The 26,208-nt window shown below is 69.4% G+C and carries 29 protein-coding genes; 16 read left to right on the forward strand and 13 right to left on the reverse strand.

The genetic code is table 11. The features are described 5' to 3' along the window. Window positions 1-102: 102 nt before the first annotated feature. The 4 genes from C5F48_RS10470 to C5F48_RS10485 form a co-directional block, all read right to left on the reverse strand. Window positions 103-711: a nucleoside/nucleotide kinase family protein gene (locus C5F48_RS10470; protein WP_107663857.1), complete on the reverse strand. Its 609-nt coding sequence runs from the start codon at window positions 709-711 to the stop codon at window positions 103-105. Then, complete coding sequence (locus C5F48_RS10475) at window positions 708-1,490, reverse strand: ATP-binding cassette domain-containing protein (protein WP_107663858.1); 783 nt, start codon at window positions 1,488-1,490, stop codon at window positions 708-710. Before C5F48_RS10475 ends, C5F48_RS10470 begins: the two co-directional genes overlap by 4 nt. Continuing rightward, the gene (locus C5F48_RS10480) at window positions 1,487-2,560 is read right to left on the reverse strand and encodes an ABC transporter permease (RefSeq protein ID WP_107663859.1); all 1,074 of its coding nucleotides are present in this window, start codon (window positions 2,558-2,560) and stop codon (window positions 1,487-1,489) included. The genes C5F48_RS10475 and C5F48_RS10480 overlap by 4 nt, the downstream gene beginning before the upstream one ends. Window positions 2,561-2,680: 120 nt before the next feature. After that, complete coding sequence (locus tag C5F48_RS10485; RefSeq protein WP_107663888.1) at window positions 2,681-3,694, reverse strand: sugar ABC transporter substrate-binding protein; 1,014 nt, start codon at window positions 3,692-3,694, stop codon at window positions 2,681-2,683. Window positions 3,695-3,965: 271 nt separating this feature from the next. Between C5F48_RS10485 and C5F48_RS10490 the strand changes: the two genes are divergently transcribed. The 8 genes from C5F48_RS10490 to C5F48_RS10525 all read left to right on the forward strand — a co-directional run bounded on the left by C5F48_RS10490 (window position 3,966) and on the right by C5F48_RS10525 (window position 11,690). After that, window positions 3,966-4,406, forward strand: a complete 441-nt coding sequence (locus C5F48_RS10490) for an RbsD/FucU family protein (RefSeq protein ID WP_107663860.1) — start codon at window positions 3,966-3,968, stop codon at window positions 4,404-4,406. 32 nt (window positions 4,407-4,438) lie between these two features. Continuing rightward, complete coding sequence (locus C5F48_RS10495) at window positions 4,439-5,665, forward strand: ROK family transcriptional regulator (RefSeq protein ID WP_107663889.1); 1,227 nt, start codon at window positions 4,439-4,441, stop codon at window positions 5,663-5,665. A gap of 199 nt (window positions 5,666-5,864) precedes the next feature. After that, window positions 5,865-8,705, forward strand: a complete 2,841-nt coding sequence (locus C5F48_RS10500) for a monovalent cation/H+ antiporter subunit A (protein WP_107663861.1) — start codon at window positions 5,865-5,867, stop codon at window positions 8,703-8,705. After that, window positions 8,705-9,043, forward strand: coding sequence for a Na+/H+ antiporter subunit C (locus C5F48_RS10505; RefSeq protein ID WP_107663862.1), 339 nt, complete (start codon window positions 8,705-8,707; stop codon window positions 9,041-9,043). The genes C5F48_RS10500 and C5F48_RS10505 overlap by 1 nt, the downstream gene beginning before the upstream one ends. Beyond that, complete coding sequence (locus tag C5F48_RS10510; protein ID WP_107663863.1) at window positions 9,040-10,545, forward strand: monovalent cation/H+ antiporter subunit D; 1,506 nt, start codon at window positions 9,040-9,042, stop codon at window positions 10,543-10,545. Before C5F48_RS10505 ends, C5F48_RS10510 begins: the two co-directional genes overlap by 4 nt. Beyond that, entirely contained in the window at window positions 10,542-11,033 is a 492-nt protein-coding gene (locus C5F48_RS10515; protein ID WP_107663864.1) for a Na+/H+ antiporter subunit E, read from the forward strand. Before C5F48_RS10510 ends, C5F48_RS10515 begins: the two co-directional genes overlap by 4 nt. Further along, on the forward strand, window positions 11,030-11,299 hold the full coding sequence (locus C5F48_RS10520) for a K+/H+ antiporter subunit F (protein WP_107663865.1): 270 nt from the start codon (window positions 11,030-11,032) through the stop codon (window positions 11,297-11,299). The genes C5F48_RS10515 and C5F48_RS10520 overlap by 4 nt, the downstream gene beginning before the upstream one ends. A 7-nt stretch (window positions 11,300-11,306) precedes the next feature. Then, the gene (locus tag C5F48_RS10525) at window positions 11,307-11,690 is read left to right on the forward strand and encodes a Na+/H+ antiporter subunit G (RefSeq protein WP_107663866.1); all 384 of its coding nucleotides are present in this window, start codon (window positions 11,307-11,309) and stop codon (window positions 11,688-11,690) included. Window positions 11,691-11,704: 14 nt separating this feature from the next. On the opposite strand, the gene C5F48_RS10530 is transcribed toward C5F48_RS10525, so the two are convergent. Beyond that, the gene (locus tag C5F48_RS10530) at window positions 11,705-12,259 is read right to left on the reverse strand and encodes a YqgE/AlgH family protein (protein ID WP_107663867.1); all 555 of its coding nucleotides are present in this window, start codon (window positions 12,257-12,259) and stop codon (window positions 11,705-11,707) included. 140 nt (window positions 12,260-12,399) lie between these two features. Here C5F48_RS10530 and C5F48_RS10535 point away from each other — a divergent pair, with 140 nt between their 5' ends. Continuing rightward, complete coding sequence (locus tag C5F48_RS10535) at window positions 12,400-13,206, forward strand: protein-disulfide reductase DsbD domain-containing protein (RefSeq protein WP_107663868.1); 807 nt, start codon at window positions 12,400-12,402, stop codon at window positions 13,204-13,206. Between the two features lie 85 nt (window positions 13,207-13,291). On the opposite strand, the gene moaB is transcribed toward C5F48_RS10535, so the two are convergent. The 3 genes from moaB to C5F48_RS10550 are packed head-to-tail and all read right to left on the reverse strand — an operon-like array spanning window position 13,292 to window position 15,225. Continuing rightward, complete coding sequence (gene moaB, locus C5F48_RS10540) at window positions 13,292-13,834, reverse strand: molybdenum cofactor biosynthesis protein B (protein ID WP_107663869.1); 543 nt, start codon at window positions 13,832-13,834, stop codon at window positions 13,292-13,294. Window positions 13,835-13,837: 3 nt separating this feature from the next. After that, window positions 13,838-14,452 carry a LysE family translocator gene (locus C5F48_RS10545; RefSeq protein ID WP_170139663.1) on the reverse strand — a complete coding sequence of 205 codons (615 nt, stop codon included), beginning with the start codon at window positions 14,450-14,452 and terminating at the stop codon, window positions 13,838-13,840. Continuing rightward, window positions 14,452-15,225: a uracil-DNA glycosylase gene (locus tag C5F48_RS10550; protein ID WP_107663890.1), complete on the reverse strand. Its 774-nt coding sequence runs from the start codon at window positions 15,223-15,225 to the stop codon at window positions 14,452-14,454. Before C5F48_RS10550 ends, C5F48_RS10545 begins: the two co-directional genes overlap by 1 nt. 138 nt (window positions 15,226-15,363) lie before the next feature. Between C5F48_RS10550 and C5F48_RS10555 the strand changes: the two genes are divergently transcribed. The 4 genes from C5F48_RS10555 to C5F48_RS10570 all read left to right on the forward strand — a co-directional run bounded on the left by C5F48_RS10555 (window position 15,364) and on the right by C5F48_RS10570 (window position 18,689). Continuing rightward, a complete protein-coding gene (locus C5F48_RS10555) occupies window positions 15,364-16,326 on the forward strand; it encodes an aspartate carbamoyltransferase catalytic subunit (RefSeq protein WP_107663871.1) in 963 nt (320 codons plus the stop codon). Next, window positions 16,323-17,600 (forward strand): dihydroorotase, encoded by a 1,278-nt coding sequence (gene pyrC / locus C5F48_RS10560; RefSeq protein ID WP_107663872.1) that lies wholly within the window; start codon window positions 16,323-16,325, stop codon window positions 17,598-17,600. The genes C5F48_RS10555 and pyrC overlap by 4 nt, the downstream gene beginning before the upstream one ends. A gap of 2 nt (window positions 17,601-17,602) precedes the next feature. Continuing rightward, window positions 17,603-18,211, forward strand: a complete 609-nt coding sequence (gene plsY, locus C5F48_RS10565; protein ID WP_107663873.1) for a glycerol-3-phosphate 1-O-acyltransferase PlsY — start codon at window positions 17,603-17,605, stop codon at window positions 18,209-18,211. A gap of 76 nt (window positions 18,212-18,287) precedes the next feature. Then, the gene (locus C5F48_RS10570) at window positions 18,288-18,689 is read left to right on the forward strand and encodes a DUF805 domain-containing protein (RefSeq protein ID WP_107663874.1); all 402 of its coding nucleotides are present in this window, start codon (window positions 18,288-18,290) and stop codon (window positions 18,687-18,689) included. A 109-nt stretch (window positions 18,690-18,798) separates the two neighbouring features. Here C5F48_RS10570 and C5F48_RS10575 read toward each other — a convergent pair whose 3' ends face one another. The 5 genes from C5F48_RS10575 to C5F48_RS10595 all read right to left on the reverse strand — a co-directional run bounded on the left by C5F48_RS10575 (window position 18,799) and on the right by C5F48_RS10595 (window position 22,683). After that, window positions 18,799-19,053 (reverse strand): hypothetical protein, encoded by a 255-nt coding sequence (locus C5F48_RS10575; protein ID WP_181247690.1) that lies wholly within the window; start codon window positions 19,051-19,053, stop codon window positions 18,799-18,801. A 75-nt stretch (window positions 19,054-19,128) separates the two neighbouring features. Further along, entirely contained in the window at window positions 19,129-20,472 is a 1,344-nt protein-coding gene (locus C5F48_RS10580; protein ID WP_107663876.1) for a glutamate--cysteine ligase, read from the reverse strand. A gap of 56 nt (window positions 20,473-20,528) precedes the next feature. Then, complete coding sequence (locus C5F48_RS10585) at window positions 20,529-21,089, reverse strand: hypothetical protein (protein WP_107663877.1); 561 nt, start codon at window positions 21,087-21,089, stop codon at window positions 20,529-20,531. Next, the gene (locus C5F48_RS10590; RefSeq protein WP_107663878.1) at window positions 21,086-21,913 is read right to left on the reverse strand and encodes a GNAT family N-acetyltransferase; all 828 of its coding nucleotides are present in this window, start codon (window positions 21,911-21,913) and stop codon (window positions 21,086-21,088) included. Before C5F48_RS10590 ends, C5F48_RS10585 begins: the two co-directional genes overlap by 4 nt. Next, window positions 21,910-22,683, reverse strand: coding sequence for a 16S rRNA (uracil(1498)-N(3))-methyltransferase (locus C5F48_RS10595; RefSeq protein WP_107663879.1), 774 nt, complete (start codon window positions 22,681-22,683; stop codon window positions 21,910-21,912). The genes C5F48_RS10590 and C5F48_RS10595 overlap by 4 nt, the downstream gene beginning before the upstream one ends. Window positions 22,684-22,695: 12 nt before the next feature. On the opposite strand from C5F48_RS10595, the gene ubiA reads away from it, so the two are divergent. The 3 genes from ubiA to C5F48_RS10610 all read left to right on the forward strand — a co-directional run bounded on the left by ubiA (window position 22,696) and on the right by C5F48_RS10610 (window position 26,205). Then, entirely contained in the window at window positions 22,696-23,685 is a 990-nt protein-coding gene (gene ubiA, locus C5F48_RS10600; RefSeq protein WP_107663880.1) for a 4-hydroxybenzoate octaprenyltransferase, read from the forward strand. 63 nt (window positions 23,686-23,748) lie between these two features. After that, entirely contained in the window at window positions 23,749-25,854 is a 2,106-nt protein-coding gene (locus C5F48_RS10605) for an OmpA family protein (protein WP_107663881.1), read from the forward strand. A 21-nt stretch (window positions 25,855-25,875) separates the two neighbouring features. After that, on the forward strand, window positions 25,876-26,205 hold the full coding sequence (locus tag C5F48_RS10610; RefSeq protein WP_107663882.1) for a hypothetical protein: 330 nt from the start codon (window positions 25,876-25,878) through the stop codon (window positions 26,203-26,205). Window positions 26,206-26,208 lie beyond the last annotated feature (3 nt).

Raw genomic sequence — 26,208 nt, forward strand, 5'->3', positions numbered from 1 at the left:
CGGCGTCGTGGTGGTGGCGCGGGCATCATGATCATCCTGCGCGAGCGCCACCTCGGCATCCAGCGAGCAAAACAGCGCAAGGCGATGACGCCGCAAGGCTGATCACTGCCAGCGGATCACCGCATCCGCCGTGCGTGACCCGCGGATCACCCGCCGGGCATTCGGGATGTCGTTCGACATCGCCCAGTCCCGCGCCGCCTCGGGGCTGCGCCCGTGGTCGATCCAGCGCCGGATCAGCCGCCGCTCCAGCTCGGCCTCGGGCACGTCGAGGAACACCGTCATGTCGAACCAGGGCAGCAGGTCGCGCCACGGCTCCTCGTCGAGCAGCAGGTAATTGCCCTCGACCACCAGAAACCGGTCCTCGTCCGTCACCACATCCGCCGCGGCCCGCGCCAGCTCCATGCCGCGGTCGAAGACCGGGATGGCGATCTCGCCGCCCTCGCGCAGCCGCTCCATCAGCACCAGAAAACCCTGCACGTCGAAGGTCTCGGGCGAGCCCTTCACATGCCTGAGCCCGCGCTTCACCAGCACCGCGTCGTCGTAATGGAACCCGTCCATCGGCACCACCCGCGCGCCCTCGCCCAGCGCGGCGACCACCGCCGCGGCCAGCGTGGATTTCCCGGCGCCCGGAGGCCCGGCAAGGGCGGTGATGAACCGCCCCTGCCCCTCGGCCCGGTGCCGGATCGCCTCGGCAAGATCGTCTGGTGTCATGCGAACTCGTTCATATCCTCGGGCACCTTGGCGCCGGTCATGTAGGCCACCGCATCCGACATCGAATGGCGCTTGGGGTCAATGATGCAAAGCCGCTTGCCCAGCCGATGCACATGCACCCGGTCGGCCACCTCGAAGACATGCGGCATGTTGTGGCTGATCAGCACGATCGGGATGCCCCGCGACCGCACATCGAGGATTAGCTCCAGCACCCGGCGGCTTTCCTTCACCCCCAGCGCCGCCGTCGGCTCGTCAAGGATGATGACCTTCGATCCGAAAGCCGCCGCCCGCGCCACCGCCACGCCCTGCCGCTGCCCGCCCGACAGCGTCTCCACCGCCTGATTGATGTTCTGGATCGTCATCAGCCCCAGCTCGTTCAGCTTGGCCCGGGCGAATTTCTCCATCGCCGGGCGGTCGAGCTGGCGCATCACCTTGCCCATGAAACCCGGCTTGCGCAGCTCGCGCCCCATGAACATGTTGTCGGCGATCGACAGCGCGGGCGACATCGCCAGCGTCTGATAGACCGTCTCGATCCCCGCCGCCCGCGCATCGATGGGCGAGGTGAAGTTGATCTTCTTGCCGTCGAGGAAGATGTCGCCCTCGTCCGGCGCCACCGCCCCCGACACCGCCTTGATCAGCGTCGACTTCCCCGCCCCGTTGTCGCCGATGACAGCAAGGATCTCGCCGGGATAGAGGTCGAAGTCGCAATGGTCGAGCGCGGTCACCTTGCCATAGCGCTTGACGAGGTTGCGGCCCTTCAGGATCGGTTCGCGGGTCATGCTGCAGCCTTTCTGATCCACTGGTCCACGCCGACGGCGAAGATGATGAGCACACCGATGAGGAAGAAGGTCCATTGCGGATCGGTCCCGACCAGCCGCAGCCCCATCTCGAACACGCCGACGATCAGCGCGCCGAAGAACATGCCGACGATCGACCCCCGCCCGCCGAAGAGCGAGATCCCCCCGATCACCACCGCGGTGATCGACTGGATGTTGCCCAGCTGCCCGGTCGAGGCCGTGGGCGAGACCGAGCCGAAGCGGCCGATCATCACCCAGCCGGCGATGGCGCAGAAGAACCCGGCCAGCGCATAGACCTGCACCAGAACCGCGCGGGTCTTCACCCCGGCCAGCGCCGCCGCCTCGGGATCGTCGCCCACCGCATAGACATGTCGCCCCCAGGCTGTCTGGCGCAAGACATAGGCCATGATCGCCACCAGCACGATCAGCAGGAACACCGCGAACAGCACCCGCACCCCGCCCGGCTGGATCGACAGCCCCCAGAGCTGCAGCGCCGGCGCACTCTCCTTCACATCGGCGCTGCGGATCGTCTCGTTCGCCGAATAGATGAAGTTCGAGGCCAGCAGCACCTGCCATGTCCCCAGCGTCACGATGAAGGGCGGCAGCTTCAGGAAGGCGATGAGAAGGCCATTGATCGCCCCCATCCCGGTCCCCAGCGCCAGCCCGATCAGGATCGACAGCTCGGCCGGGATGCCATAGCGGAAGCTCATCTGCCCCATCAGCACCGAGGAGAACACCGCGATGGCCCCGACCGACAGGTCGATGCCCGCGGTCAGGATCACCACGGTCTGCGCGCAGCCGAGGATGCCGACGATGGCGATCTGCTGCAGGATGGTCGACAGCGTCGCCGCCTTGAAGAAATTGTCCGACAAAAGCCCGAAGACGATCAGCGCCGCCACCAGCACGATCATCGGCACCGCCGAAGGCGTCTGGTGCAGCCAGTGCTGGATGCGTTTCAGCGGACTCTTGGTTTCGTGGAACTCCGCCACGGTTTCCGAAGCGCCTTTCAGCCCCTCCTCGAAATGCTTCGCCTGATGTGCATCGGCTGCCATGCGGTGATCCTCCCTCCGGCGCCCGGGTCCGGCCCGGCGCTTGTGAGAAGGGCGGCGGGACGCACCGCCCTTCGGCTTGCTGCTGTCAGGCGGCGCGGATCACGCGCCGCCCGCCGGGTCTCAGCCCCAGCAGAGCTCGGCGCCCTTGGTGGTGTCGAGCGACTCGACGCCCTCCACCGGCTTGTCGGTGATCAGCGCCACGCCGGTGTCGAAGAAGTCCTTGCCCTCGGTCGGCATGGGCTTCGTGCCATCCGCCGCGAACTTGGCGATGGCCTCGACGCCCAGCGACGCCATCTGCAGCGGATACTGCTGCGAGGTCGCGCCGATCACGCCGTCCTTCACATCGGCGACGCCGGGGCAGCCGCCGTCCACCGACACGATCATCACGTCGCCCTCGCGCCCGATGGCCTTCAGCGCCTCATAGGCGCCCGCCGCCGAGGGCTCGTTGATCGTGTAGACCAGGTTGATCTCCGGGTCCTTGGCCAGCAGCGCCTCCATCGCCTTCAGCCCGCCCTCCTCGTTGCCCGAGGTGACTTCGTTGCCGACGATGCGCTCGTCGGTCTCGTCGCCCCATTTGGCCACATCCACCGTGTCGATGCCGAAGCCGGTCAGGAAGCCCTGGTCGCGCAGGACGTCCACCGACGGCTGCGAGATCGACAGGTCGAGCATCGCGATCTTGGCATTGGCCGCCGCGTCGCCCATCGAGGCTTTCGCCCACTGGCCGATCAGCTCGCCCGCCTTGAAGTTGTCGGTGGCGAAGGTCGCATCCGCCGCGTCGATCGGGTCGAGCGGGGTGTCCAGCGCGATCACCAGAATGCCCGCATCGCGTGCCTGCTGCACCGCATCGACGATCGCCTTGGTGTCCGAGGCGGTCAGAAGGATGCCCTTGGCGCCATCGGCCACGCAGGCCTCGATGGCCGCGACCTGCGATTCATGGTCGCCGTCGATCTTGCCGGCATAGGTCTTCAGGTCGATGCCCAGCTCGGCGGCCTTGGCCGAGGCGCCTTCCTTCATCTTCACGAAGAAGGGGTTGGTGTCGGTCTTGGTGATCAGGCAGGCCGAGACGCTCTGCGCCATCGCCGGAGCCGCCATCATCGCAAGCGCGGCGGCCCCCATGAACAGGGTCGTTTTCATCTTGGTCACGTGAAGTCCTCCCAGGTGACGGGACGTTCGCCCGCCGTTTCGCACTCAAACTCCGCAAGCGTTCCTCCCGCTGCGATGCCGATACAGAAAACCGATTCCCCGGCTTGCGTCAAGATAATTAAATCACTCTGATTTATTATTGACAGCGCGCCGCGCCCTGCGCACTCTGCCCGGCAGGAGCGTTGCGGGAGAGCCCCGCCACGAGGAAGAGGCAGGGACCCGGCCGCGGCACAGCCGCGTCATCCGGCCCGGTGAAGGCGCGATGCTGATCGGTATTCCATCCATTCTGGGGCCGGACCTGCTGCGCAGCCTGCGCGCCATGGGCCATGGCGACGAGATCGCCCTCGTCGACGGCAACTACCCCGCGGAATCCCATGCCCAGCGGCTGCTGCGCGCCGATGGCCACGGCATCCTCGCCCTCCTGGATGCCATCCTGCAGGTGCTGCCGCTCGATACCACCTCGCCCGCCGCCATCTTCCGCGCCGCCGAAGGCAACGACCCCGCGCGGCAGGGCCGCATCCATGCCGAGATCGACACGCTCTGCCACAGCCGCCAGCCCGGCTTCGCCGTCCTGCCGCTGTCGGGCGAGGCTCTCTACCCGCGCATCCGCGCCGCGCACAGCATCGTCGCCACCAGCGAACCCGCGCTCTTCGCCAACGTGATCCTGCGCAAGGGTGTTGTCCCGCCCCCCGAAGCGCATTAGCTGCCACAGTCCCGCCGATGGAGCCCAAGACCGTGCCGCAAGACCAGGAGACCGCCATGGACCGCTCGCCGCCCGAAGGCAGCGGCGTGCGTGGCTCGAACCAGAGCGGCATGCGGGCGCATAACGAAAAGCTCGTCCTGACCCTCCTGCGCCAGCACGGCGCCTTGGCGAAATCCGACATCGCCCGGATCACCGGGCTCTCGGCCCAGACCGTCTCCGTCATCATGCGCGCGCTCGAATCCGACGGGCTCCTGCAGCGCGGCGAGCCGATCCGCGGCCGCATCGGCCAGCCCTCGGTACCGATGTCGCTGGCGGCGGAGGGCGCCTATTTCCTCGGGCTGAAGATCGGCCGCCGCTCGGTCGATCTGACCCTGATCGACTTCCTCGGGCAGGAAGTGACGGCCCGCCGCCGCACCTACCGCTACCCGACCCCCGACGCGGTGATGGGCTTCATGGCGGAGGCGCTGCCCGCCGTCCTCGCCAGCCTGCCCGCCAGCAAGCGCGCCCGGGTCGGCGGGCTCGGCGTCGCCATGCCCTTCCAGCTCTGGAGCTGGGTGCAATTCGTCGGCGCCCCGCAGGCCGAGATGGACGCCTGGCGCCACCGCGACATCCAGGCCGAACTGGCGGCGCTCTCCGACATGCCGGTCTATGTCCAGAACGACGCCACCGCCGCCTGCGGCGCGGAACTCGTCTTCGGCACCGGCGACCGGCCCAAGGATTTCCTCTACTTCTACTTCGCCTATTTCATCGGTGGCGGGCTGGTGCTGAACGGCCAGCTCTTCACCGGGCGCACCGGCAACGCGGCGGGCGTCGGCCCGATGCCCGTGCCCGGCCCCGACGGCCAGATGCGCCGCCTGCTCACCGTCGCCTCGATGTCCAGCCTCGCCGAGCGCATGAGGGAGGCGGGCGAACCCTCCGACCACCTCTGGGAATCCCCGGATCACTGGCAGGTCAGCCAGCCGATCCTCTCCGACTGGCTCGACTCCGCCGCGGCCGGGCTCGCCAGCGCCACGCTCAGCGCCGCGGCGCTGGTGGAAATGGACACCGTGATGATCGACGGCTGGATGCCGCAGCCCATCCGCGCCGAGATCGTCCGCCGCACCTCCGAGGCGCTGCACCGGCTGGACCTCGCCGGCATCGACCCGCCGCTGATCCGCGAGGGCACCATCGGCCCGCAGGCCCGCTCGCTGGGCGCCGCCGCGATCCCCCTGTCGCAGCGCTACCTGATCGACCAGAACGCCGCCAGCCGCGAGGGCTGACCTCCCACGGGGGGATGACGGAAATGCATCGCCGCCCCATCGGGTTTCCCGCCGGGCCGGTCACGATTTTCCTATCTCCCGTCGGGTTGACTTGGGGGCTGTCAATTGCCCATTGTGCAGCACCCCGTCAGGGCCCCTTTTCGACGACGTTCCAGACCCATCCGCCAATCCCATCTGATCGAATGGAAATGCCCGCCGTATGTCCCTTGCCCTGATTGTTGCCTTGCCGTTTCTGGGTGCGTTCCTGCCCGGGCTGATGATCCGCTCCGGGCGCAACGCCTGCGCGGTCTCGGCGGGGGCGATCACGTCGCTCGCCCTGGTGATGCTGGGGCTGCACGCCCCGGCGGTGCTGCGCGGCGAGGTGATCCAGACCCGCATCGACTGGCTGCCGCAACTGGGCCTCAACGCCAATTTCTTCCTCGACGGGCTGGGCCTGCTCTTCGCCGGGCTGATCCTCGGCATCGGCCTCCTGATCATCCTCTACGCCCGGTTCTACCTCGACCGCCGCGACCCGATGGGCCAGTTCTACACCTATCTGCTGCTGTTCCAGGGCGCGATGGTGGGCATCGTTCTGTCCGACAACATCCTGCTGCTGCTGGTGTTCTGGGAGCTGACCTCGCTCTCCTCCTTCCTCTTGATCGGCTACTGGAAGCACCTGCCCGAGGGCCGGCAGGGCGCGCGCATGGCGCTGACCGTCACCGGCATGGGCGGGCTCGCCATGATCGCCGGCATGCTGATCCTCGGCCAGATCGTCGGCAGCTACGACCTCAGCGTGATCCTGCAGAACAAGGAGGCGATCCAGGCCTCCGACTGGTACCTGCCCGCGCTGATCCTGATCCTGCTGGGCGCCTTCACCAAATCGGCGCAGTTCCCGTTCCATTTCTGGCTGCCGCACGCCATGGCCGCCCCCACCCCGGTCTCGGCCTACCTGCACTCCGCCACCATGGTGAAGGCCGGGCTCTTCCTGATGGCCCGGCTCTGGCCGGTGCTGGCCGGCACGCCGGAGTGGTTCTACATCGTCGCCACCACCGGCCTCGTCACCATGGTCGTCGCCGCCAAGATCGCGCTGTTCAAGGACGACCTGAAGGCGCTCCTCGCCTTCTCCACCGTCTCGCATCTCGGCCTCATCACCATGCTGCTGGGCTTCGGCACCCAGGCGGCAGCGACGGTCGCGGTGTTCCACATCATCAACCACGCCACCTTCAAGGCCGCGCTGTTCATGGTGGCGGGCATCGTCGACCACTCGACCCACACCCGCGACCTGAAACTGCTGGGCGGGTTGCGCCGCGCCATGCCGATCACCTTCGCCATCACCACCATCGCCGCGCTGTCGATGGCCGGCATCCCGCCGCTGAACGGCTTCCTGTCGAAGGAGCTGATGCTGGAGGAAGCCTCGCACACCGTCTGGGCCGGCATTCCCTGGCTCCTGCCGGTGCTCGCCACCATCGGCGCGCTGTTCTCGGTCGCCTACAGCTTCCGCTTCCTCGGCCATACCTTCCTCGGCCAGCCGCGCTCGCAGCTCGACCATCCGCATGACCCCAGCGTGGGCCTCTGGGGCGCGCCCGCCTTCCTGACGCTGCTCGTCGTGCTGATCGGCCTGTTCCCGATGCTGTCCGCCGCCTGGCTGATCGACGCCGCCGCCTCCGCCGTCACCGGCGAGGCCGTGGCGGTGAACATCTACCACTGGCATGGCTTCACCGCCGCCTTCTGGATGTCGGTGATCGCCATCCTTGGCGGCTTCGTCCTCCTGATGCTGCACGCGCCGCTGAACCGGCTCTGGCTGGCCACGCCGCGGCCCGAGGCGAAGCGGATCTTCGACGGAATCGTCGAGCCGCTCGCCGCCCTCGCCCGCGGCCTGACCCAGCGGCTGCATGACGGCGCGCTGACCCGCTACTTCGCCATCGCCACCGTCGCCATCGTCGCCGCCGGCTTCGCCGCCTTCCTCGGCGGCGCGCACAGCCCCGGCCTGCGCCCCGAAACCCCGGTGGAGATCGTGCCGCTGATCGGCTGGTTCCTCCTGATCGCCTCGGCCGCGGCCATCGTCAGCTTCCACCGCAACCGCCTCTTGGCGCTGGTGCTGGTCGGCGTCATCGGCCTGATCGTCTCGGTCGGCTTCGCCTATCTCGCCGCGCCCGATCTCGCCCTCACCCAGATCTCGGTCGAGGTGGTGACGGTGATCCTGCTGCTGCTGGCCCTGAACTTTGTGCCCAAGACCACACCTTTTGAGAGCACCCGCCTGCGCCGCGGCCGCGACGGCGTCATCGCCACGCTCGCGGGCCTCGGCTCCGGCGCGCTGATCTACGCGCTGATGATGCGCGATTCCGCCTTCCCCAGCATCTCGGGCTACCACCTCGCCAATGCCAAGACCGAGGGCGGCGGGACAAACGTGGTGAACGTGATCCTCGTCGACTTCCGCGGCTATGACACCTTCGGCGAGATCGTCGTGCTGGGCATCGCGGCGCTGGTGATCTTCGCGCTGACCGAGGCGATCCTGCGCGCCGGCCCGGCCAACGACCGGCTGCTGACCTGGGTTCAGGACCAGCGCGACGCCGGCGACCGGCACCCGCTGATGCTGGTGGTCGCCACCCGCATGGTGCTGCCGGTGGCGATCATGGTCGGCGTCTACATCTTCCTGCGCGGCCACAACGAGCCCGGCGGCGGCTTCATCGCCGGCCTCGTGGTCGCCATCGCCCTGGTCATGCAATACATGGCCTCCGGCTTCGCCTGGACCGAGGCGCGGCAGCGGGTGGACTACCACGCGCTGATCGCCGCCGGGGTGCTGATCGCCGGCGCCGCCGGCGTCGGCGCCTGGTTCACCGGCACCGCCTTCCTCACCTCCGACTTCGGCTATGTCACCCTGCCCCCGCTCGCCCCGTTCGAGCTGGCGACGGCGATGATCTTCGACGCCGGGGTCTTCCTCACCGTGCTGGGGGCCGTGATGCTGGCCCTGGCCTCGATCTCGCGCATCGCCCTGCGCGCCGGAGAAAAAGTGAACACCGCCCCCTATGACACAGACCTGCCGGACGGGGAGGTGCGCTGATGGAGTTTCTCGTCGCCAGTGCGGTCGGCGTGCTGACCGGAGCCGGGATCTACCTGATCCTCCGCCTGCGCACCTTCCCGGTGATCCTCGGGCTGGCGCTGCTGTCCTATGCGGTGAACGTCTTCATCTTCGCCAGCGGCCGCATCGCCATCGGCCTGCCGCCGGTGCTGTCCTATGACGACCGCGACTACAGCGACCCGCTGACCCAGGCGCTCGTGCTGACCGCCATCGTCATCTCCTTCGGCATGACCGCCGTCATCGTGATGATGGCGCTCGGCTCGTTCCTCGAGACCGGCGACGACGGGATCGACATGACCGACGGGGAGGACCGCCGGTGAACCACTGGATCATCGCCCCCGTCATCCTGCCCGCGCTGCTGGCCCCGCTCATCGTGCTGGGCATGCGCAACGACCTGGTGCTGCAGCGGGTCTTCGGCCTCGCCGGCACGCTCGCGCTGCTGCTGATCTCGGGCGGGCTGCTCTATACCGCTTCGGTCAACCCGCCCGAGGTCTATTTCCTCGGCAACTGGCCGGCGCCCTTCGGCATCGTGCTGGTGCTGGACCGGCTGGCCGCCATCATGCTGACGCTGACCGCCTTCCTGGCCCTCATGGTGCAGCTCTACGCCATCGGCACCGGCTGGGACGGGCGCGGCAAGCATTTCCACGCCCTGTTCCAGTTCCAGCTGATGGGCCTCTGCGGCGCCTTCCTGACCGGCGACGCCTTCAACCTCTTCGTCTTCTTCGAGGTGCTGCTGATCGCCAGCTACGGGCTGATGATCCACGGCGGCGGCCGCGACCGGCTGCGCGCCGGGGTGCAATATGTCGCCTACAACCTGCTCGGCTCGACGCTGTTCCTCTTCGGGCTGGCGACGCTCTATTCCGTCACCGGCACGCTGAACATGGCCGATCTCGCCGTGAAGGTCGCGTCCCTGCCCGAGGGCGACGCCGCGCTGATCCGCGTCGCCGGGGTGCTGCTGCTTCTGGTCTTCGCCATCAAGGGCGCGCTGGTGCCGCTGCATTTCTGGCTGCCCGCCACCTATGCCAACGCCCCGGGCCCGGTCGCCGCCCTCTTCGCGGTGATGACCAAGGTCGGCGCCTATGCCACGCTCCGGCTCTACAGCCTGGTCTTCCCGCCCGACACCCCCGCCACCGGCGCGCTGTTCGGCGACCTGCTGCTGCCCGCCGCGCTGGTGACGCTGGCCGTCGGCGCGCTCGGCGTGCTGGGCGCGGTCACCCTGCCGCGGCTGGTGGCCTTCGCCGCCATCGCCTCGATGGGGACGCTGTTCATCGCGCTCTCCGGCTTCACCGCAGAAAGCACCGCGGCGACGCTCTACTACCTGATCCACTCCACCCTCGCGACCGGGGCGCTGTTCCTGATCGCCGATCTGGTGCAGGCCCGCCGCGGCGACTCCTCGCTGCGCCATGCCTGCCCGCCGATCGCGCAACAGGGGCTGATCGCGGCGCTGTTCTTCGCCACGGCCATCGCGCTGGCAGGGATGCCGCCGCTCTCGGGCTTCCTCGGCAAGCTCCTGATCCTCGACGCCACGCGCGACAACCTGACGACGGTCTGGCCGACGATCCTCGTCACCTCGCTGGTCATCATCATCGGCTTCTCCCGCGCCGGCAGCCAGCTGTTCTGGAAATCCCACGCCAGCCCGGCCGACCCCGCGCCGCGCGCCGCCGAACCGCTGGCCTTCACCGCCGTCTTCGCGCTTCTGGCGGCGCTGGTGGCGCTGACCCTTCTCGCAGGCCCGGTCACCGCCTATCTTCAGGCCACCGCGGCCGAGCTGATGGACGGGGCCGCCTATGTCGCCGCCAACCGCCTGCCGGAGCTGCCGTGATGCGCCGCCTCTACCCGCACCCCTATCTCAGCCTGACGCTCTTCGCCGTCTGGCTCCTGCTGGTCAACGGCTACGCGCTCGGCAGCCTGGTCTTCGCCGCCATCCTCGCGACGATCATCCCGCTGCTGACCTCGGCCTACTGGCCGAACCGGATGGAGGTGCGCAACCTGCCCGCCATCATCGGCTACATCCTGCTGGTGATCTGGGACATCATCGTCGCCAATGTGGTGGTGGCGAAGATCGTGCTGTTCAAGCCGAACAGCCAGCTGCAGCCGGCCTGGGTCACCATCCCGATCGACCTGCGCTCGCCCGAGGCGATCACCCTGCTCGCCGGCACCATCACCCTGACCCCGGGCACCGTCACCTCCGACATCTCGGCCTGCGGCCGCTCGCTGCTGGTGCATTGCCTGCACGCGCCCGATCCCGACGCGGTGCGCGACGAGATCAAGACCCGCTACGAGGCCCGCCTGAAGAGGATCTTCCGATGATCGAACTCGCGCTGACCTTCGCCTTCTCCTGCTTCGGGCTGGCGCTGCTGTTCAACCTCTGGCGCATCGTCAGCGCCCCCGGCGTGCCCGACCGGGTGCTGGCGCTCGACACCATGGTCATCAACATGATCGCACTTCTGGTGCTCTACGGCATCCGCCAGGGCACCGGCGTCAACTTCGAGGCGGCGCTGCTCTTCGCCATGACCGGCTTTGTTTCCACCGTCGCCTACTGCAAGTTCATGCTGCGCGGCTATATCATCGAATGAGGCAGCCATGACCCTCGTCACCGAGATCCTGATCTCCGTCCTTCTGGTCGTCGCCGGCATCTTCGGCATCGTCGGCAGCTTCGGCCTGCTGAAGCTGCCCGACCCGATGACCCGGCTGCACGCGCCGACCAAGGCCACCACCATCGGCATCGGCGGCGTGCTGATCGCCTCGATGCTGTATTTCGGCCTCGTCGCCGACAGCTTCTCCTGGCACGAGATCCTGATCTCGCTGTTCCTGTTCCTGACCGCGCCGATCACCGCGAATTTCATCGCCAAGGCGCATCTGCACCGTGAGGTGCCGGTGTCGGAACTCCCGCCGACCGGCACCGACCGGGCCTGGGCCACCTACGATCACGACATCGCCGAAACGGCGCCCAACCGGAACCTCTGAGCCGCCTGGCGGGCTCAGGCCCGCCCGGCGGTGGCCGACAGCGTCAGCGGGTCGATGCCCATGTGGCGCAGCACCCGGGTCCACTTGCCACTGTCATCGGTGGAAAACACCAGATCCTCCGGCGCGTCCGAGGTCAGCCAGTCGTTGCGCGATACCTCCGCCTCCAGCTGCCCCGGCCCCCAGCCGGAATAGCCCAGCGCCAGCAGCGCCGACGACGGCCCCTCGCCCTGCGCCAGCGCCTCGAGGATATCGACCGTCGCGGTCATGCCGAACTTGCCGGACACCTGCATCGTCGCGCCCGAGGTCACGTAATCGGGGCTGTGCAGCACGAAGCCGCGCCCCCGCTCCACCGGCCCGCCCATATGCACGCGGATGTCGCGGCCCTTCTCGCCGCGCGAGATGCCGAGCTGGTCCAGCATCGCGGAAAAACTCAACGCGGGTGAGGGCCTGTTAACGACGAGCCCCATCGCCCCTTCGGGCGAATGGGCGCAGACCAAGACGAGCGAGCGCTCGAATCGCGGGTCGCCCATGTTGGGCATGGCAATGAGAAGCGAGCCGGCAAGATCCATGAGGCATCCCCTTTCCCCATTTATGTAGCCAGCCTCCCGCCCCGCTCAAGAGGCCACCGGACCACAGGCGGATCACCTCGGCGTTCTGTCGCCGGAATGTGACTTTCCATCGGGGCCGCACCGCTTATTGTGCCCGGATGATGCAACGCCTCGCCTCCTCCCTGCTGGTCGCCCTCTCGCTGGCCCTGCCGATCCCTGCCGCGGCCACGACGCAGGACGAGATCCTGCGCGCCGCGGTGCTGCCCGGCTGGCGCAGCGACAGCGGCACCCATATCGCGGCGCTGCGCCTGACGCTGGCCCCTGGCTGGAAGACCTACTGGCGCAGCCCGGGCGACGCCGGCATCCCGCCGCTGTTCGACTGGGCCGGGTCGGAAAACGTGCGCTCGGTGCGCTTCCACTGGCCGCGGCCGCATGTCTTCGACCTGAACGGCATGCAGAGCATCGGCTACAAGGGCGAGCTGGTGCTGCCGCTGGAGGTGACGGCCATCGACGCCTCGCAGCCGATCCGGCTGCGCGCCAATGTCGAGCTGGGCGTCTGCCGCGACATCTGCATCCCCGCCGCCCTGACCCTCGACGCGGCGCTACCGCTGCAGGGCGCCGCCGATGCGGTGATCGACGCCGCCCTGCGCCAGCGACCGCAGACCGGGCGCGAGGCCGGGATGGCGGGCATCGCCTGCCAGATCGAACCGATCGCAGACGGGCTGCGCCTGACCACCGCCATCGACATGCCGGCGCTCGGTCAGCACGAGGTGGTGGTGCTGGAGCCCGGCCAGGGTTCGGTCTGGGCCTCGGACTCGGTCAGCGCCCGGCAGGGCAACCGGCTGACCGCCACGACCGAGCTGGTCGCCGCCAGCGGCCAACCCTTCGCGCTGGACCGCTCCAAGCTGACGGTGACGGTGCTGGGGCCGGATCGCGCGGTGGAGATCAGGGGCTGCCCGGCGCCCTGACGGCAGGGGTTAAGAAACCCCTAACGTCGCCGAGGAAATACGGTGAAATCAGTGCCTTGCGGCGATTTTCACGCGTGAAAACCCGTCACTTCCGCCGCAGATGCTCGTCCAGCCTTGGCATGATCTCGACGAAGTTGCAGGGCCGGTGCCGGTAATCCAGCTGCCAGACCAGAATCTCGTCCCAGGCATCCCGGCAGGCCCCCGGACTGCCCGGCAGGGCGAACAGATAGGTCCCCATCGCCACCCCGCCCGTCGCCCGGCTCTGCACCGCCGAGGTGCCGATCTTCTGCATCGAGACCATGGTGAAGACCGTGCCGAAGGCCTCGATCTCCTTCTCATAGACATCCCGATGCGCCTCCACGGTCACATCCCGCCCGGTCAGCCCGGTGCCCCCGGTCGACAGGATCACATCCACCCCCGGATCGGCGCACCACGCCCGCAGTTTCGCGGCAATCTCGGCCCGATCATCCTGCACGATCTCCCGCGCCGCCAGCAGGTGCCCCGCCCCGGTCAGCCGCTCCACCAGCGTGTCGCCCGACCGGTCCTCCGCCAGCGTCCGCGTATCCGAAACGGTCAGCACCGCGATCCTGACCGGCACGAACTCCTTGGTCTCGTCGATCTTCCCCATCCCTCACCCCCTCTGCATCAGCGCCAGCCGCGCCGCCAGCCCGACGAAGATCGCCGCCGAGGCCCGCCCCAGCCAGCGCCCGAACTCCGGCGAGCCGACCAGCCGCCGCCCGATCCCGCCGGCGAATACCCCCACCAGCCCGTTCACCACCAGCCCGCCGACCGACAGGATCAGCCCGAAGACGAGGAACTGCGGCAGCACCGGACGGGCCGGGTCGACGAACTGCGGCACGAAGGCCAGCACGAAGAGGATCACCTTCGGATTGGTCAGGTTCACCACCAGCCCCTCGCGGAACGCCCGCGCCGGTCTCACCTCGGGCAACTCCACCCCCGGCCCCGCCCGCAGCGTCGCCCAGGCCAGCCACAGAAGATACCCCACCCCGACCCAGCGGATCGCCTCGAACAGCCAAGGCGCCGCCGCCACCGCCGCGCCGAGCCCCAGCCCCGCCAGCGTGACATGGACCATCCCGCCCGCCGCGATCCCGGCATCCGCGGCCAGCGCCGCGCGCGGCCCGGCCTTCAGCCCCTGCCCGAGGCAGAACATCATGTCCGCCCCCGGCGTCAGGTTCAGCGCCAGCGCCGCGGGCACGAAGGCCAGCAGAACCACCGGATCGACGATCACGTGAGCCGCGCCTTCAGCGACAGGAGGTCGGCCCAGGCGTCGCGCTTGTTCTCGGGGTTGCGCAGCAGGTAGGCCGGGTGGCACATCGGCAGCACCGGCCGCCCCCAGGCCTCGCCCCAGCGCCCGCGCATCCTCGTGATGCCGCCGCGCCCCAGCACCGCCTGCGCCGCGGCATTGCCCATCACCACCAGCACCTCCGGGTCCACCAGCGCCACATGCCGCTCGAGGAAGGGCCGCATCATGCCGATCTCCTCCGGCAGGGGGTCGCGGTTCTGCGGCGGGCGCCAGGGCATGACATTGGTGATATAGACCGCCTGCGCCGGGTCCGGGCTTTCGCGTCCCAGACCGATCGCCGCCAGCATCCGGTCGAGAAGCTGCCCCGCGCGGCCGACGAAGGGCCGCCCCTCGGTATCCTCGTCCCGCCCCGGCGCCTCGCCGATGACCATGACCCGCGCCGCCGGATGGCCGTCGGAAAACACCGTATTCCGCGCCCCCCGCTTCAACTCGCAATGCTCGTAGGCCGTCATCGCCGCCCGCAGCGCCTCGAGATCCTCCGCCGCGTCGGCCAGCGCCCGCGCCTCCGCGACCGGGTCGGGCGCCGCCATCGGCAGCACCTCTGCCGTCACCCGCGCCGCGGGGGCCGCCGGCGCCCGCACCGGCTCGGCCAGGTCGTAGCGGTTCAGCGGCGCGTCGAGCAGCGCCTCGGTCACGCCGAGATCGACCTGCCACAGCAGCATCGCCGCTGCCGTGTCGTGATCCAGCCTGTCGATATCGAGCCTGTCCATCGGTCCCCGCAGGCGCCCGAGTCGGCGCAGCCCGACCCTAAGGCTCCCCCGCAGGGCGGGCAACCGCCTTGCCCCGCGCGGCGGCGCTTCCTATAAGCCTCCCGAGCCTCGACGGAGATGCCCATGACCTTCCGCGCCCGCCACCTACTCGGCATCGAGCATCTGGCCCCCGACGAGATAAGACGCGTTCTCGACCTCGCCGACAGCTATGTCGACGTGAACCGCCGCACGATGAAACAGTCGGATGCGCTGGCGGGGATGACGCAGATCAACATGTTCTTCGAAGCCTCCACCCGCACCCAGGCCAGTTTCGAACTGGCGGGCAAGCGGCTCGGGGCCGATGTGATGAACATGTCGGTGGCCCAGTCCTCGGTGAAGAAGGGCGAGACCCTGATCGACACCGCGATGACGCTGAACGCGATGCAGCCCGACCTCCTCGTGGTGCGGCACCCCTCCTCGGGCGCGGTCAACCTTCTGGCCGAGAAGGTGAACTGCGCCGTGCTGAACGCGGGCGACGGGCGGCACGAGCATCCGACGCAGGCGCTTCTCGATGCGCTGACCATCCGCCGCGCCAAGGGCCGCATCCAGCGGCTGACAGTGGCGATCTGCGGCGATATCGCCCATTCCCGCGTCGCCCGCTCCAACCTCATCCTGCTCGGCAAGATGGAGAACCGCGTGCGGCTGATCGGCCCGCCGACGCTGATGCCGACCGGCGTCGCCGACTTCGGCTGCGAGGTCTACGACGACATGCGCGAGGGACTGGAAGGAGCCGATGTGGTGATGATGCTGCGGCTCCAGAAAGAACGGATGGACGGCGCCTTCATCCCCTCCGAACGCGAATACTACCACCGCTACGGGCTCGACGCGGAGAAGCTGGCCTATGCCAAGCCCGACGCCATCGTGATGCACCCCGGCCCGATGAACCGCGGGGTCGAGATCGACGGGACGCTGGCCGACGACATCAACCGCTCGGTCATCCAGGAACAGGTGGAGATGGGCGTCGCCGTCCGCATGGCCTGCATGGACCTTCTGGCGCGGAACCTGCGCGCCGAACGCGGCCGGGCGGCGGTGGGAGTGATGGCATGACCCTCTACCTGCAGAACGCCCGCATCATCGACCCCGAGGCGGGGACCGAGACCGTCGGCAACGTCATCCTCGACGGCGGGGTGATCGCGGCCATCGGGCAGGCCTCGGCGCCCGCCGGTGCCGAGGTGATCGACTGCGACGGCAAATGCCTCGCCCCCGGCATCGTCGATATCGGCGTGAAGGTCTGCGAGCCGGGCGAGCGCCACAAGGAGTCGTTCCGCTCCGCCGGTCTTGCCGCGGCGGCGGGCGGCGTCACCACCATGGTCACGCGGCCCGACACCACGCCCGCCATCGACACGCCCGAACTGCTGGAATTCGTCACCCGCCGCGCCGCCGAGGTCTCGCCGGTCCGCATCCGCCACATGGCCGCCCTTACGAAGGGCCGCGAGGGGCGCGAGATGGTCGAGGTGGGCTTCATGCTCGACGCGGGCGCGGTGGCCTTCACCGATTGCGACAATGTCGTGACCTCCACCAAGGTCGCCTCGCGCTGCTTCACCTATGCCCGCAGCCTCGGCGCGCTGGTGATCGGCCATCCGCAGGACCCCGGGCTTTCGGCGGGGGCGGCCGTCACCAACGGCAAGTTCGCCTCGCTGCGCGGCCTGCCCGGCGTGCATCCCATGGCCGAGCGCATGGGCTTCGACCGCGACATGGCGCTCGTCGAGATGACCGGCGTGCGCTACCACGCCGACCAGATCACCTCGGCCCGCACCCTGCCCGCGCTGGAGCAGGCCAAGCGCAACGGGCTCGACGTCACGGCGGGGGTCAGCATCCACCACCTGACGCTGAACGAGCTGGACGTGGGCGACTACCGCACCTTCTTCAAGGTGACGCCGCCGCTGCGCTCCGAGGATGACCGGCTGGCGATGGTCGAGGCGGTGGCTTCGGGGCTGATCGACATCATCAGCTCGATGCACACGCCGCAGGACGAAGAAAGCAAGCGCCTGCCCTTCGAGGAGGCGGCCAGCGGCGCCGTGGCGCTGGAGACCTTCCTGCCGGCGGCGATGCGGCTCTATCACGCCGGGGCGATGGACCTGCCGACGCTGTTCCGCGCCATGTCGCTGAACCCGGCGAAGCGGCTCGGCCTGCCGCAGGGCCGCATGGCCGAGGGCGCGCCCGCCGATCTGGTGCTCTTCGACCCCGACGCGCCCTTCCTGCTCGACCGGTTCACGCTGCGGTCAAAATCGAAGAATACACCTTTCGACGGGCAGCGGATGGAGGGCCGGGTTCTGGCCACCTTCGTCGGCGGCCAGCAGGTTTTCAGGGCGGGAGAGTAACGATGCCGGTGATCGAAAGCGGCGCGCTGGCGCTGATCCTCGTGGCCGCGCTGAGCTATCTGCTCGGCTCGATCCCCTTCGGCATCGTCATCACCCGCGCGCTGGGTCTGGGCGACCTGCGCAGCATCGGCTCGGGTAACATCGGCGCGACCAACGTGCTGCGCACCGGCAACAAGGGCGCGGCGGCGGCGACGCTGATCCTCGACGCGGCCAAGGGCGGCATCGCCGTCCTGATCGCGCGCTACACGGTGGGCGAGGATGCGGCGCAGCTGGCGGCGCTGACCTCGTTCCTCGGGCATCTGTTCCCGGTCTGGCTGGGGTTCAAGGGCGGCAAGGGGGTGGCGACCTTCCTCGGCACGCTGCTGGCGCTCGCCTGGCCGGTGGGGCTCGCCTGCTGCGCCACCTGGGCGCTGACGGCGGCGGTGGGGCGAATCTCCTCGCTGGCGGCGCTGGTGGCGGCGGCCTCGTCGCTCGTCTGGATGCCGCTGTTCGGGGCGGGGCAGATGCTCGCCTTGGCGGCAGTTCTTTCGATTCTGATCTTTATCCGTCACAAATCCAACATCCTGCGGTTGAAAAACGGGACGGAACCGCGGATCGGAAAAAAATCATAATGAGAATGATCTGACCGATTGACCTAGGGCTCAGTCTGCTCCCATTGTCCGCCCGGGGACTATAGGGATATTGGTCATGGACTTGCTGACAGCCGTCGGGCGTTGCCTGCTACGGTCTTTCCGCATATGCGGCCGCGCCAGACGCGCGGAACTCTGGTGGTTCGTGCTTTTTGCAGCGCTGGCGCTGCTTCTGGCGCATCTTATCGAAACGGCTATGACTGCCGAGCCCTTGCTCGGGCCGCCCGGCCTGCTCAGCCTGCTGCTCGGCGCGGCTCTGCTGCCCGCCACGATCAGCGCGGCGATCCGCAGGCTGCACGATCTCGGCAAGGACGGCCGCTGGTTGTGGATCGCGGTCGTGCCGGTGCTGGGCTGGGTGCTGCTGCTCTGGTGGTTCACCACCGAGAGCGAGCCGCGCCGCAACCGCTACGGGCCCGACCCGCTCGACCCCGAGGAGCCGCCGCAGCGGCTGACCCGGTGAGCCGGACCCGACTTTCAAGGTAGCCAGATAGCCAGCCAGTCGCCCGCGTGGCGCGCCAGCAAATCTTCCGCCAGCACCCGACACAAGGCCGCGTTCGCGGCGATCCGAGTCAGAGCGCCTGCTTCTCCAGCGCCTCGGCCATGCGCTTGGTGTTCTCGTAGATGCCGATCTGCAGGAAGACCGCGCCGCCGAAGACCACGGTGGCGATGAACCCGCTGGTCAGGATGACGAGCGCCGAGAGCCCCGGGAAGGGGCCGCGCGCATCGTTCAGCGCGACCAGCGCGCCGGCCACGGTGTCGATCATCATCAGGAAGACGATCAGCATCACGAGGCTGCTCAGGGAAGAAATCAGGAAATCACGCAACTTGCTACTCCACAGTGAGGGAGCGCCAGCTTGGCAGGAAATCGGGCCGCGCCTCCGCGACCCGATGTCACAAGCTCAGTAGCTCATCTCACCATAGATCCGGGTCAGATCGCCCTGCCACTCGCCCGCGTAGCGCGCCAGCAGATCGTCGGCCAGCACCCGGCCGGAGGCCGCACTTTCTGCCAGCACGTCAAGGAAACCTTCCTCACCGTGACCGCGCGCCTTGAGCCCGGCCTGCGCGATGGCCACCACCTCGCGCGCGAGGTCCAGCATCTTCACGCCGCCCGCCTCGGCCTGCAGCCCGTCGACCGAGGCCGCGACGCGCAGCGCCTCGCGGGTTTCAGCCGTCCAGCCCTTCGCCAGATCCCAAGCCGCGTCCAGCGCCGGCTGATCGTACATCAGCCCGACCCAGAGCGCCGGCAGCGCGTTCAGCCGGTCCTTCGGCCCGGCGTCGGCGCCGCGCATCTCGATGTATTTCTTCACCCGCGCCTCGGGGAAGACCGTGGTCATGTGGTCGGCCCAGTCCGACAGCGTCGGCCTCTCGCCCGGCAGCGCCGGCAGCTCGCCCTTGAGGAAGTCGCGGAACGACTGCCCCAGCGCGTCGATGTAATGGCCGTCGCGGTAGACGAAATACATCGGCACATCGAGAACCCAGTCGACATAGCGCTGGAAGCCCATGCCCTCCTCGAAGGCGAAGGGCAGCATCCCGGTGCGCGAGGCGTCCAGATCGCGCCAGATCCGCGAGCGCCAGGACTTGTGACCGTTCGGCTTGCCCTCGAAAAAGGGCGAGGAGGCCAGAAGCGCCGTCGCCACCGGCTGCAGCGCCAGCGCCACGCGCAGCTTCTGCACCATGTCGGCTTCCGACGCATAGTCGAGGTTCACCTGCACGGTGCAGGTGCGATACATCATCTGCGTGCCATGCGTGCCGACGCGGCCCATGTAGTCGGTCATCAGCCGGTAGCGGCCCTTCGGCATCACCGGCATCTGGTCATGGGTCCAGATCGGCGCGGCGCCGACGCCCATGAAGCGCGCGCCGATCCGCCCGGCGACATCGGCCACCTCGCGCAGATGGGTGTCGAGCTCCGCCGCCGTGTCGTGGATGGTCTCGACGGCGGCGCCCGACAGCTCGAACTGCCCGCCCGGCTCCAGCGAGACATTGGCCCCGTCGCGGGTCAGGCCGATGATCTTTCCCTGCTCCTCGACCGGGGTCCAGCCGTAGCCGTCGCGCAGGCCCTCCAGCATGGCGCGGATGCTGCAGGCGCCCTCGTAGGGCAGCGGCAGCAGGTCGGCGGTGTAACCGAACTTCTCGTGCTCGGTGCCGATGCGCCAATCGGCCTTCGGCTTGGCGCCGGAGGCCATGTATTCGGCGAGTTGATCCGGGGATTCGATCGGGCCGCCGCCTGACTGAGGAATGGACATGAGCGCTCCGGCCTGACTTTCGATTTACGGAGGACAGACCTGTCGCTTCGGCGGGCTCAAGTCAAGACCGCCCGCAGCGGCCGCCGCCAGATCACCGGGCCGATCTGGCCGGTCTCAGACGAAAGGCTGAGACCGCGCGCCGCGCTGGCGCCCTTTGGCAGGGCCAGCGCCGCCACCAGCGCCTGGGTGTCCATACCCGGCAGCGCGCCGAAGGCGTCGAACAGCCGCTCGGCCCCCTGCGCCGCCACCGGGATCAGCAGGAGCTGGCCGTCGGACTGCTTCAGCCGCCACATCCGCTGGCCGTGCAGCGTCAGCAGCCGCAGCTCCTGCAACTCCTCCAGCGCGACATAGCCGCCGAGGGTCGGGCCCATGTAGCCGACCTGGCCCTCGTCGACCTCGACGACGCCCGGCGCCTGCACCTCCTGCGCGAATTGCATCCGCCGCCAGGCCATGACGGCCCAGACGGCGCAGAGCCCGATCACCAGCACGCCCAGCGGGATCAGGAACCAGCCACCCAGCCGGATCAGCCAGAGCCCGGCCAGCGCCGCTGCCCCCGCCGCGATGACCTCGCGCCAGCGGTGCAGCGCCGCCTTCGCCTCGGGGCGCAGGAGGCTCATGCGATGACCTCGGGCGCGGCGAATTCCACCACGCCCATGGTGCCGCCGGGCTGGAAGCCGATGGCGCGATAGGCGCGGGCCGCCGCGGCATTGGCGGCGAACAGCACCCCCCGCTTCACCCCGCGCGCCCGCACCTCGGCCAGATGCAGCGCCACCGCGCGCCGCGCCAGCCCCTGCCCGCGCGTGCCGGGCGGGGTGTAAACGCCGCCGACCTGCACCACCTCGGGCAGGATGGCGTTGAAGCCGGTCATCGCCACCGGCGCGCCTTGCCGCAGCAGCATGCGGTGCGACGATCGGGCGATGTAGCGCGCCAGATCCTCGCCCGCGCGCACCATCGCCTCCTCGGGCGGCATGCCGAAGATTTCGCCCAGATAGCCGGTGCGCCAGACCAGCGCCGTCTGCCGCCAGCTCTCGTCCAGCGGGACCAGCGTGAAGCCCTCGGCCTCCGGCAGAACGAGCTCCGCCAGATCCAGCGTAAAGCCCGGCTCCTCGCCGATATGCCGCGGCTCGGGCAGGCCCAAGGCCTCGCGCAGCCGTAGCGCCTGACCGTCGGGGCCGACCAGCGAGGCGACGCGCCGCCCGGCCAGCAGCCCGCGCACCCCGGTCCAGTCGAAGCCGGGGGCCTGCGGCAGCAGGATGTCATTGGCCGTCAGCATCAGCGCGCCGCAGACGGCGCCCTCCCGCTCGCGCAGCCAGACCGACAGCCGCGCGCCTATGCCCTCCGCCGCCAGCTGGGTCAGCGGAAACATCGACCCCGCCTCGTGCCGGGTCAGGAAATCCACCAGCGCCGTCTCGTCCCCGGTCTCGGCCGGGCGCAGGGTCACACCCAGTCTCCCAGCACCGACTGCCACAGCGTCAGCGCGGCGACCGCCGCCGTATCCGCCCGCAGGATGCGCGGGCCAAGCGAGACCGGCACCACCTGTTCCATCCGCCGGAGTCGCGCCTGTTCGGCCTCGGCAAAGCCGCCCTCCGGCCCGATCAGCACCGCCCAAGGCCCCGGCGAGGGCGACTTCGGCGCTTCCTCGAAGCCGCGCGGCTCGGTCTCGCCCGCGCCCGCCAGCAGCCCCGCCCGCGCCCCCAGCATGTTCTCGTCGCACCACATGATCCGCCGCTCGGCCGGCCAGTCGGCCAGAAGCCGGTCCAGCGCCACCAGGTCGCAGACCTCGGGCACGAAGGTGCCGCCGCATTGCTCGGCCGCCTCGACGGCATGGGCCTGCAGCCGGTCCTGCCGGATGCGTTCGGAATTGGTGAAACGGGTCTGCACCGGCAGGATGCGTCGCACCCCCATCTCGGCCGCCTTCTCGACGATGAAATCGGTGCGCGCCTTCTTAATCGGCGCGAACATCAGCCAGAGATCGGGCGGCACCCGCAAGGGCGCGGTCTGCTCGGCGCAGACCAGAAGACCGCCGCGCTTGCCCGCCTCGGCCACCTCGGCGCGCCATTCGCCGTCGCGCCCGTTGAACACAAGAACGCCAGCCCCCTTGCCAAGCCGCATGACTCCGAACAGGTAATGGGCCTGTTCCTGCGTCAGCGGAACGGGTTGCCCCGCGCCGAGGGGCTGCTCTAGAAACAATCTGATCTTTGCATCCGCCATGAGGGGCAACTTATGCACCAGCCGCCGCAAACGCCAGAGGCTGCCCTGCCGCCGCATGCGACAGGAACCGTCTCCGACGCGCCGCCCGGCAACTGGGTCGACACGCTTGCCCCCGCCGCGACGCGCCCCTTCCTGCGCCTGTCGCGCGCCGACCGCCCGATCGGCACCTGGCTCCTGCTGCTGCCTTGCTTCTGGGGCGTGGCGCTGGCCGCCAATGCCGACCCGGCGGGCTTCCGGCCCTTGGATCTCTGGATCGTGCTCGGCTGCGCCATCGGCGCCTTCCTGATGCGCGGCGCGGGCTGCACCTGGAACGACATCACCGACCGCGAGTTCGACGCCGCCGTCGCCCGCACCCGCTCGCGCCCGATCCCCTCGGGGCAGGTCACGGCGAAACAGGCCGCGGTCTGGATGGTGGTGCAGGCGCTGATCGCGGCGCTGATCCTGTTCAGCTTCAACGCCCTAGCCATCGGCCTCGGGATCGCCTCGCTGGCCCTGGTCTGCCTCTACCCCTTCGCCAAGCGCTTCACCTGGTGGCCGCAGGTCTTCCTCGGCCTCGCCTTCAACTGGGGCGCGCTCTTGGCCTGGGCCGCGCATGCCGGCAGCCTCGGCTGGGCCCCAGTCTGGCTCTATGCGGCGGGCATCACCTGGACGCTGTTCTACGACACGATCTATGCCCATCAGGACAAGGACGACGACGCGCTGATCGGGGTGAAATCCACCGCGCGGCTGTTCGGCAGCAACACCCGGCCCTGGCTGCGCGGCTTCCTCGCCGCCACCGTGCTGCTGATGACGCTCGCCGTGGTGCTGGCCCTGCCTGCCGACGCGCCGCTGGTGCAGCTGCTGCTGGCGCTGGCGGGGGTCTGGGGCATCGGCTGGCACATGGCCTGGCAGCTGGCCCGGCTCGATACCGAAGACCCGGCACGCTGCCTGCAGCTGTTCCGCAGCAACCGCGACGCCGGGCTGATCCCTGCGCTGTTTCTTGCCGTTGCCGCCCTGGTCTGATTGCCCCAGGGGCCCCGAACCCCTAAGCACGGACCAAGCCTGTCAATGAAAGCCGTTTCTGCCATGCGTCTTCCCCGCCTCGCCGTTGTCCCCGTCGTCTTCATCGGCGCCGGCCTGATCTCGGTTCTGGGCGCCGGCTGGGCGGCGACGGTGATCGAGAAGCGCAGCAGCGCCATCGTGCATTCCGGCCTGCTGACCGCCGGGCTGACCTTCGCCAAGGTCGAGGCCGACGGGCTGCAGGTCTGGCTCACCGGCACCGCCCCGAACGAGGCCGCCCGCTTCCGCGCGGTGAATGTCACCGGCAGCCTCGTCGATTCGGCCCGGATCCGCGACGCGCTGGAGGTCACCCCTGTGCGGGCCATCGAGGCGCCGCGCTTCTCGGTCGAGATGCTGCGCAACGATGACGGGATTTCGCTGATCGGCCTGCTGCCGCAGCGCCGCGACGACGAGGAGGAGCTGGCCGAGGCCGCCGCCGGGCTCGGGCGCGGGCTGAACGTCGCCGACATGCTGGAGACCGCCGATTTCCCCGCCCCCGAAGGCTGGGACGCCGCGCTGGACTTCGGTCTCGCCGCGCTGAAGATCCTGCCGCGCTCCAAGATCTCGGTCTCGGCCGAAAGGGTGGCGATCACAGCGATCTCGGACAGCGAGGCGGAGAAGCAGAAGCTGGAGGGCCAGCTGAAGCGGCTGGCGCCGCAGGGGTTGCAGGTGAACATGAACATCTCGGCGCCGCGCCCGGTGCTGACCCCCTTCACCCTGCGCTTCGTCATCGACGAGGACGGCCCGCGCTTCGACGCCTGTTCGGCCGACACCACCCGCGCCCGCGACCGGATCATCGCCGCCGGCCGCGCGGCCGGCGCTTCGGGCGAGGATGTCACCTGCACCGTCGGGCTCGGAGTGCCCTCGCCCCGCTGGGCCGAGGCGACCGAGGCGGCGATCAAGGGGCTGGCAGAGCTGAAGGCCGGCTCGGTCACCTTCTCCGACGCCGACATCACCCTGCTCGGCTCGCCCGAGACGCCGCAGGCCGATTTCGACCGGGTGGTGGGCGAGCTGGAGGCGGCGCTGCCCAAGGTCTTCTCGCTTTCGGCCACGCTGCCGCCGAAACCCAGCGCCACGCCGCAGGGCCCGGCCGAGTTCACCGCCTCGCTCTCGAGCCAGGGCCAGGTGCAGCTGCGCGGCCGGCTGACCGACGAGATGCTGCGCGCCGCGGTCGACAGCTTTGCCCGCGCCCAGTTCGGCGCGTCCAAGGTCTATACCGCCACGCGGCTCGACCCGGAACTGCCGGACGGCTGGCCGAAGCGGGTGCTTGCCGGGCTCGAATCGCTGGCGCAGCTGAACTCCGGCGCGCTGACCGTGCGGGCCGACACGGTGGAGGTGACGGGCGTCACCGGCTCGCGCCAGGCCAGCGGAAGGATCTCGCAGGTGCTGGCCGACAAGCTGGGCCAGGGCCAGACCTACAAGGTCTCGGTGCGCTATGACGAGAAGCTCGACCCGACCGCCGCCCTGCCCACACCGCAGGAATGCGCCGCCCGGATCAACGCGGTGGTGGCCAAGCAGAAGATCATCTTCACCCCCGGCTCCGCCGAGATCGACGCCTCGGTGCGCGGCACGCTGGATGCGCTGGCCGAGGTGTTCCGCGAATGCCCCGACCTGAAGATGGAGATCGCCGGCCACACCGACAGCCAGGGCAGCGAGGGCGGCAACCAGGCGCTGAGCCAGGCCCGGGCCGAGGCGGTGGTGCTGGCGCTGCAGGGCCGCCGGGTGAAGATCGGCGGGCTGACCGCGGTCGGCTATGGCGAGGCCAATCCGATCGCCGACAACGGCAGCGAGGAGGGCCGCGAGGCCAACCGCCGCATCGACTTCGTGCTGAAGGACCTGCCCCCGGCCGAACCGGCGCCGGTGACGACTCCGGGTCAGGCGATGGCCGAGGCGGAGGCGGCGGCTTCGGCTTCGGCGGAAACCGCGAGCGGTGAGGCTGCGGCGGAAACGGTGGCCGACGAGGCCGCGGCCTCCGGGGGTGAGGCCGGGACGGCAGAGGCCACCGACGAAGGATCCGGAGACGGGGCTGGCGAAGAGGAGGCTGCCGAAGTTGGGTCCGCCGCGGAGGATGGCCCTTCCGTCGCGCCGACAGAAATGACACTCCGTCCCAAGCGCCGCCCGGACGCGGGCTGAGACCAGAGAGCGACGAACGCCATGAACCGCGAAGAATTCATCATCACCACGGCGATCATCCTGTTTGTCGCCTTCGGCCTCGGCTGGTTCGCCTGCTGGCTGGTCCACCGCTTCACCCGCATTGCCGGCGGCGAGATGGGCGAGGTCGACCGGCTGGCGCAATCGCTGCACGAGGCCGAGGAGGCCCGCGACCAGGCGGTGATCTACCTCGAGCAGCGCGAGGGCGAGCTGGCAACCCAGATCGCCCAGACCGAGGCCGAGCTGCGCGCCGCCATGGAAGGCCTGCGCGACGCCCGCCACGAGGCGGAGGAGATGCGCGCCTATATCGAGCGGATGCACTCGACCGGCTGAGGC

Origin of the sequence: Cereibacter changlensis JA139 (assembly GCF_003034985.1) — a bacterium.
In the GTDB taxonomy this organism is placed as follows: Bacteria; Pseudomonadota; Alphaproteobacteria; order Rhodobacterales; family Rhodobacteraceae; genus Cereibacter; species Cereibacter changlensis.

What these genes read in the sequence shown, in the direction of transcription:
- C5F48_RS10480 (WP_107663859.1), bottom strand. Translation starts at nt 2,560, where the DNA reads ATGGCAGCCGATGCACATCAGGCGAAGCATTTCGAGGAGGGGCTGAAA.
- C5F48_RS10570 (WP_107663874.1), top strand. Translation starts at nt 18,288, where the DNA reads ATGGACTTGCTGACAGCCGTCGGGCGTTGCCTGCTACGGTCTTTCCGC.
- C5F48_RS10530 (WP_107663867.1), bottom strand. Translation starts at nt 12,259, where the DNA reads ATGGATCTTGCCGGCTCGCTTCTCATTGCCATGCCCAACATGGGCGAC.
- C5F48_RS10490 (WP_107663860.1), top strand. Translation starts at nt 3,966, where the DNA reads ATGCTGATCGGTATTCCATCCATTCTGGGGCCGGACCTGCTGCGCAGC.
- moaB (WP_107663869.1), bottom strand. Translation starts at nt 13,834, where the DNA reads ATGGGGAAGATCGACGAGACCAAGGAGTTCGTGCCGGTCAGGATCGCG.
- C5F48_RS10535 (WP_107663868.1), top strand. Translation starts at nt 12,400, where the DNA reads ATGCAACGCCTCGCCTCCTCCCTGCTGGTCGCCCTCTCGCTGGCCCTG.
- pyrC (WP_107663872.1), top strand. Translation starts at nt 16,323, where the DNA reads ATGACCCTCTACCTGCAGAACGCCCGCATCATCGACCCCGAGGCGGGG.
- C5F48_RS10580 (WP_107663876.1), bottom strand. Translation starts at nt 20,472, where the DNA reads ATGTCCATTCCTCAGTCAGGCGGCGGCCCGATCGAATCCCCGGATCAA.
- C5F48_RS10505 (WP_107663862.1), top strand. Translation starts at nt 8,705, where the DNA reads ATGGAGTTTCTCGTCGCCAGTGCGGTCGGCGTGCTGACCGGAGCCGGG.
- C5F48_RS10475 (WP_107663858.1), bottom strand. Translation starts at nt 1,490, where the DNA reads ATGACCCGCGAACCGATCCTGAAGGGCCGCAACCTCGTCAAGCGCTAT.
- C5F48_RS10485 (WP_107663888.1), bottom strand. Translation starts at nt 3,694, where the DNA reads ATGAAAACGACCCTGTTCATGGGGGCCGCCGCGCTTGCGATGATGGCG.
- C5F48_RS10610 (WP_107663882.1), top strand. Translation starts at nt 25,876, where the DNA reads ATGAACCGCGAAGAATTCATCATCACCACGGCGATCATCCTGTTTGTC.
- C5F48_RS10555 (WP_107663871.1), top strand. Translation starts at nt 15,364, where the DNA reads ATGACCTTCCGCGCCCGCCACCTACTCGGCATCGAGCATCTGGCCCCC.
- C5F48_RS10595 (WP_107663879.1), bottom strand. Translation starts at nt 22,683, where the DNA reads ATGGCGGATGCAAAGATCAGATTGTTTCTAGAGCAGCCCCTCGGCGCG.
- ubiA (WP_107663880.1), top strand. Translation starts at nt 22,696, where the DNA reads ATGCACCAGCCGCCGCAAACGCCAGAGGCTGCCCTGCCGCCGCATGCG.
- plsY (WP_107663873.1), top strand. Translation starts at nt 17,603, where the DNA reads ATGCCGGTGATCGAAAGCGGCGCGCTGGCGCTGATCCTCGTGGCCGCG.
- C5F48_RS10500 (WP_107663861.1), top strand. Translation starts at nt 5,865, where the DNA reads ATGTCCCTTGCCCTGATTGTTGCCTTGCCGTTTCTGGGTGCGTTCCTG.
- C5F48_RS10605 (WP_107663881.1), top strand. Translation starts at nt 23,749, where the DNA reads ATGCGTCTTCCCCGCCTCGCCGTTGTCCCCGTCGTCTTCATCGGCGCC.
- C5F48_RS10525 (WP_107663866.1), top strand. Translation starts at nt 11,307, where the DNA reads ATGACCCTCGTCACCGAGATCCTGATCTCCGTCCTTCTGGTCGTCGCC.
- C5F48_RS10520 (WP_107663865.1), top strand. Translation starts at nt 11,030, where the DNA reads ATGATCGAACTCGCGCTGACCTTCGCCTTCTCCTGCTTCGGGCTGGCG.
- C5F48_RS10585 (WP_107663877.1), bottom strand. Translation starts at nt 21,089, where the DNA reads ATGAGCCTCCTGCGCCCCGAGGCGAAGGCGGCGCTGCACCGCTGGCGC.
- C5F48_RS10470 (WP_107663857.1), bottom strand. Translation starts at nt 711, where the DNA reads ATGACACCAGACGATCTTGCCGAGGCGATCCGGCACCGGGCCGAGGGG.